Annotated in this window: 5 protein-coding genes and 1 pseudogene; 4 read left to right on the forward strand and 2 right to left on the reverse strand. The window is 55.3% G+C overall.

The genetic code is table 11. From position 1 onward, the window contains the following. Positions 1–1,019, forward strand: a pseudogene (locus H928_RS29740) (hypothetical protein); the annotation flags it as partial. On the opposite strand, the gene H928_RS0124440 reads toward H928_RS29740, so the two are convergent. After that, positions 1,016–1,294, reverse strand: a complete 279-nt coding sequence (locus tag H928_RS0124440; RefSeq protein WP_052330231.1) for a hypothetical protein — start codon at positions 1,292–1,294, stop codon at positions 1,016–1,018. The pseudogene H928_RS29740 and the gene H928_RS0124440 sit on opposite strands and share 4 nt — an antisense overlap. A 133-nt stretch (positions 1,295–1,427) precedes the next feature. Here H928_RS0124440 and H928_RS31900 point away from each other — a divergent pair, with 133 nt between their 5' ends. Together H928_RS31900 and H928_RS31905 are read left to right on the forward strand one after the other, a co-directional pair. After that, complete coding sequence (locus H928_RS31900) at positions 1,428–2,702, forward strand: hypothetical protein (protein WP_148293306.1); 1,275 nt, start codon at positions 1,428–1,430, stop codon at positions 2,700–2,702. 12 nt (positions 2,703–2,714) lie between these two features. Next, complete coding sequence (locus H928_RS31905; protein WP_148293307.1) at positions 2,715–2,951, forward strand: hypothetical protein; 237 nt, start codon at positions 2,715–2,717, stop codon at positions 2,949–2,951. A gap of 63 nt (positions 2,952–3,014) precedes the next feature. Here H928_RS31905 and H928_RS0124455 read toward each other — a convergent pair whose 3' ends face one another. Then, the gene (locus H928_RS0124455) at positions 3,015–3,776 is read right to left on the reverse strand and encodes a hypothetical protein (RefSeq protein ID WP_148293308.1); all 762 of its coding nucleotides are present in this window, start codon (positions 3,774–3,776) and stop codon (positions 3,015–3,017) included. Between the two features lie 165 nt (positions 3,777–3,941). On the opposite strand from H928_RS0124455, the gene H928_RS0124460 reads away from it, so the two are divergent. Then, on the forward strand, positions 3,942–4,445 hold a 504-nt coding region (locus H928_RS0124460), incomplete at its 3' end, for a hypothetical protein (RefSeq protein WP_027011365.1).

Here is a 4,445-nt window from a genome sequence, read left to right on the forward strand (position 1 = left end):
TTGGCCGGTCAGCAGCTGAACCAGCGCCTGCACCAGCGGCGCCTGCCACCGTCCCGAGCCCAGGCAACTACACCTACCAGCAGCAAGGCGAGGCGGGCCCACCGGTGCCGTCCACCAATCCAGCTGCAGCGAGCGCTCCACCGGCGCCTGCCATGACTGGCCTGGTCTCTCGAATTGGCAACAGCTACAGCGGCACCAACGTGGGCGGCGACATCTCAGTCAATGGTGCCGAGCCGCGCGGTGGTTTCGTGGGCAGCAGCAACCCACTTGTGCAGCGTGCGTTCCAGCAGGGTGCCGGACAGGTGCCACAGTTCAATTCGCCCCAGGCTGCACATAGTGGCAACGACTGGGAAGCTGCCAACAACCTGCGCAACCTAGCCGTATCCGCCAGCTCGATCACGAACAATGGCGGCCGCTACGATTCGCGGCAGGGCCGCGCCAACTCTGGGCTTTCACTGGCGCAGGCCGCTTACCTCGATGCACAGCGCGCTGACCTGGCGGCGCGCGGCCAGCAGCCCGGCCTGGATGCTGCGACAAACCAGGTCAACTCCAACCTGCAACGTGAAAGCATGCAGCAGGACGGTGCCAAATCGCGCAGCTTGGTGCAGGCAATGCTCTCTCAGCAGCGACTCGACCAGGATGCAGTGACCGCAGGCTACGCCAACCGGGCTGCAGGCCAGGCCGAGCAGATGCGCAACCGCATCATGACCGAGCAGGATCCAGCGCGCCGCCGCTCGCTGGTCGACACGATGATGGCCATGGAGGGTAAGCAAACGCAGGCCGATCCCTACCTTGTCGTGCCAGGTGGCCAGCAGGTCGACGCCCTCAGCGGCCGGGCCTACAACACGCCATCGACGGTGTTCAACCGGCAGACGGGGCAGTGGGTGCAGCAGCCTCATTCGGCGGCGCCGGCAGTACCAGACGCTGCGATTGCTGCATTGAAAGCCGACCCGAAGCGAGCGGCAGAGTTCGACTCGAAGTTTGGTATGGGTGCCGCTCGGCAGTACCTGGGCGGTTAATCGAACTTGTCGAAGAAGTTCGGCTCGTCATACAGCCGCCGGCAAGCAATAGCCACCAGCGTGGCAGCCTGATTGCTCCGAGTGTCCACAGCCTTCTTGGCAGTGCACTCGGCCCCTGACTTGAAGCCCAGCACGCCACGGCCCGAGCCTTGAGGTATGGCCTCGATTCCGCCAGGGTGTTCTGCCAGGCACGACTGCATGATGGCGTGGGCCGCAACGTCGTTCTGCGCAGCAGGGGCCTTGTCCAGGATGCAGGTGGCATAGTTGGCAGCCATGGCCGGTGAGGCCAGGAGCAGGGCTAGGGCGGCTAGGGTTGGGCGCATAGATCTCCCGTTAAGAATGGGTGGAAAAGATTAGACATCTGCTACATGTATCCACATGATACATTTCAGCTCAAAAGGAGCTGGGATGACTAGTGAAGTACTTGTGTTAAATAAATCTGCCATTGTGCTTGGTGCTGATAGCGCCGTAACCACATCCAGTAGCAATCCAACAAATGGCGACCATCCGCGTTACTCAAAAACTGCAAATAAGATTTTTGAGTTGTGCAATTCTGGAGCTGTCGCGGTCACAATCTACAGTAATGCAGCCATTGATTTAGTGCCATGGGAACTGGTCATCAAGCTTTTCAGGGCAGATTTGGGTAAGAAAACTTTTGCAAAACTGGAACAGTACGGGTTTGCTTTGATGGAGTTTATTAAGGGAAATAATAATCTATTTCCAAAAAATTTGAGAGATTCGTGGATAGAAGGGCAATTCGATGTAAGTCTAAGATTGGTCTTGGATGCAATTGATAAAGGTGTCGCAAATCCTGAATTGGATTTAGATGTCCGGAAAGAATTGTGGAGAACTGGGATTGAGAGTACCAAAGCTTTTGTAGCTAAACGCGGCCTGTTTGGCGGGCTAAGTCAGGAGGCGCTTGACGAGTCCCTCTTGGGCTTGGATGCGTGGGTAGTGAAGGTACAAGGTCAGCTTGCATTGTTACCGATATTGGATTTTGTGGATCCAGTAGAATTAGCTATTCTTGTATTAAATGTTAGATATTCGTATGCTGATTTGATCTTTCCCCATACTGGGGTAGTAGTTGCTGGATATGGTAATGAGCAGATATTCCCAGCTTATTCTGAATTTCTAGTCTATGGTCATATCGGGGATGAGTTGGCCTATATCTCTACTGATAATTATGAGGTCACCCATTCAAACGCTGCGATGATCAAGCCTCTCGCTCAGTCATCAATGATCGATATGTTCACGAATGGATTCAGTAAATCATTGGAGAATATAATAGAGGCGGAGGCAAGAGATTCCATTGGATCTCTTTTCGCAGAATTGAAGGCTATCGGCGTGGAATTGCCGGATGACGTTGCGGGAAAGATAAGTCAGAGTGGTCTAGAGAAATTCATGTCAGCATGGAAGGACGCAAATTGGAAGCAGAATTTCCATCCACTGTTGGGCGTTTTGCAATCTCTGAGTGTGTCGGAAATGGCACACCTAGTTGAGTCCCTTCTCAGTCTCCAATCACTCAAAGAGCGCGTGACATCGTCATCGGAGACGGTTGGCGGCCCCATCGACGTTGCGGCAATCACCAAGTCAGAAGGATTGATTTGGATAAAACGCAAGCACTTTTTCGATCCCTCGCTTAACATTCGCTATGCAAGCCGGCTTGATCGATCTTATGAATAGAGGAGAACAATGATGACCAAGGTAGACCAGCTTCTGGCCCTCGGTGTGGATCATTCGTCCAATCCACTGCAGGCTGTCATGGAGCGAGAGCAGAAGCAGCGTCAATTGTCGGTAGGGCAGAGATTTGAACTTGAGCAGCAGAAGCATCGAGCTCGAGTCGATCAAAGTCCCATCGTTCAGTGGGTTCAAGGTGGGTCTGAAAAAGCTGAAAGAGGCCCTCTGTCCTCTTTGCTTGTGAAGGTTTCCTAGCCATTTGATGCTTCGCGAGAACCCGCTCCGGCGGGTTTTTTCATGCGTGCAGTCAACAGCTGATCAAGAGGCCTGGGCGCGCTGGAGCGTCTCCAGCACTCGATTCAGTTCTACCCCAATGGACACAGTGAGAGGCTGGATCCGGTCATGCTCTTTACGCATGAACTCCCGAACATCTGTCTTTGGGTAACCCAGTCCCGCATAGTTGAACGGCTCAAGATAGAGAATGTACTTCTGCGCTCTCTTGCCAGTGGCATCTTCGTTGAGCTGAGATCTGACTACGCTACGGTGCTTGACGGTGTTTGCTAGCGCATTGAGGTACTTGTAGCTGTCACCGGTGGTAAGTTCACGGAACAGTGCACATAACTTGGTGTAGGAGGGCTGACCTGAATCACGTTGCTGCTCCAAAATTGCGAGCACCTTGCTTGCGTAGATGTCGCGCTCTTTCAGTGGCTTGGGTAGCCTATCCAGCGCCAGGCCGTAATAAAGCATGTGGGAGCATGTGTCAGGCAGAGCATGAAGGCTTTGCACAAACGCCGTAATGTTCGCCTTGAGTCTAAGCATCAGTAGCCTAAAGTCCTCCTCGTTGTGCAGCGCGAACCACAAGCCTCCTTCACCCAGCCTGTTCTTTATGAACTCCTCAAGCATTCCGATGGCTTCATGGTAGTGATAGTGGCAAAACTCTGGTCTGTCCGTCATGGATCTCGCGCTTGGGTGCGCTTTATCCCACTGTTTCTTTCCGAACAGCGATGTCACCAGCGACTCCGTGCGTGTTTTATCCCATAGAGGGAATACGGTACTTACAGACTCTTGGTTAGTGGTCATTGCAGGATCTTCGATTGAGCTACCGTTGTTAGAGGATCGGCCCATCAGTATCAACGATCCCTTGGGCTTCTTCGGGCAATAGTACCAAGAGGCATGCGGCACAGGGTCTCTCCCTCACCCCCTCTGGGGTTCGACTGAGGCAGCCGCTCCCGGAACACTGGGGGCATGGCAGCAAACTACTTCGATCAGTTCGACGCACCAAGCGCAGGCAAGCCGGCGTCACCGGGCGGCAATTTCTTTGACCAGTTCGATCCTGGTGCCGCCAAACTAGACTCAGGCGGTGTCGTCTCAGACTTTGTCAAGTCCGTCAAGGTAGGCGTGCAGCGCCTGCCGGGCATAGCCGCCGGCTTGGCGGATCTTCCAATTGCTGCAGTGAGCGGCGCGCGGCCGGTGACGGCAGCGGCGGACGCCATCGGCAAGGCCACGGGCTTCCAGCCAGGCAAGTGGGCCGACGAAACCAAGTTCTCCTCTGGGCATGAGCAGGGCCGCAAGGCTGTAGACGAAGCCTGGGAGCAGGGCGACGCTGGCTCTATTGCCATGGCCTACCTGCAGAATCCTGGCTACACCGCTGGCCAGGTGGCTGAATCCCTGCCGGGCATGGTGGCGGGCGGCCTGGTCGGGCGCGCGCTGATGGGCGCCGGCGCAGCAGCGGCTGCCGGCAATGCCGCC

Source organism: Comamonas sp. B-9, from assembly GCF_000410635.1.
Lineage (GTDB): Bacteria > Pseudomonadota > Gammaproteobacteria > Burkholderiales > Burkholderiaceae_C > Comamonas.

Coding starts and splice junctions, on each gene's coding strand:
- H928_RS0124455 (WP_148293308.1), bottom strand. CDS start 3,776: ATGACCACTAACCAAGAGTCTGTAAGTACCGTATTCCCTCTATGGGAT.
- H928_RS31905 (WP_148293307.1), top strand. CDS start 2,715: ATGACCAAGGTAGACCAGCTTCTGGCCCTCGGTGTGGATCATTCGTCC.
- H928_RS0124440 (WP_052330231.1), bottom strand. CDS start 1,294: ATGGCTGCCAACTATGCCACCTGCATCCTGGACAAGGCCCCTGCTGCG.
- H928_RS31900 (WP_148293306.1), top strand. CDS start 1,428: ATGACTAGTGAAGTACTTGTGTTAAATAAATCTGCCATTGTGCTTGGT.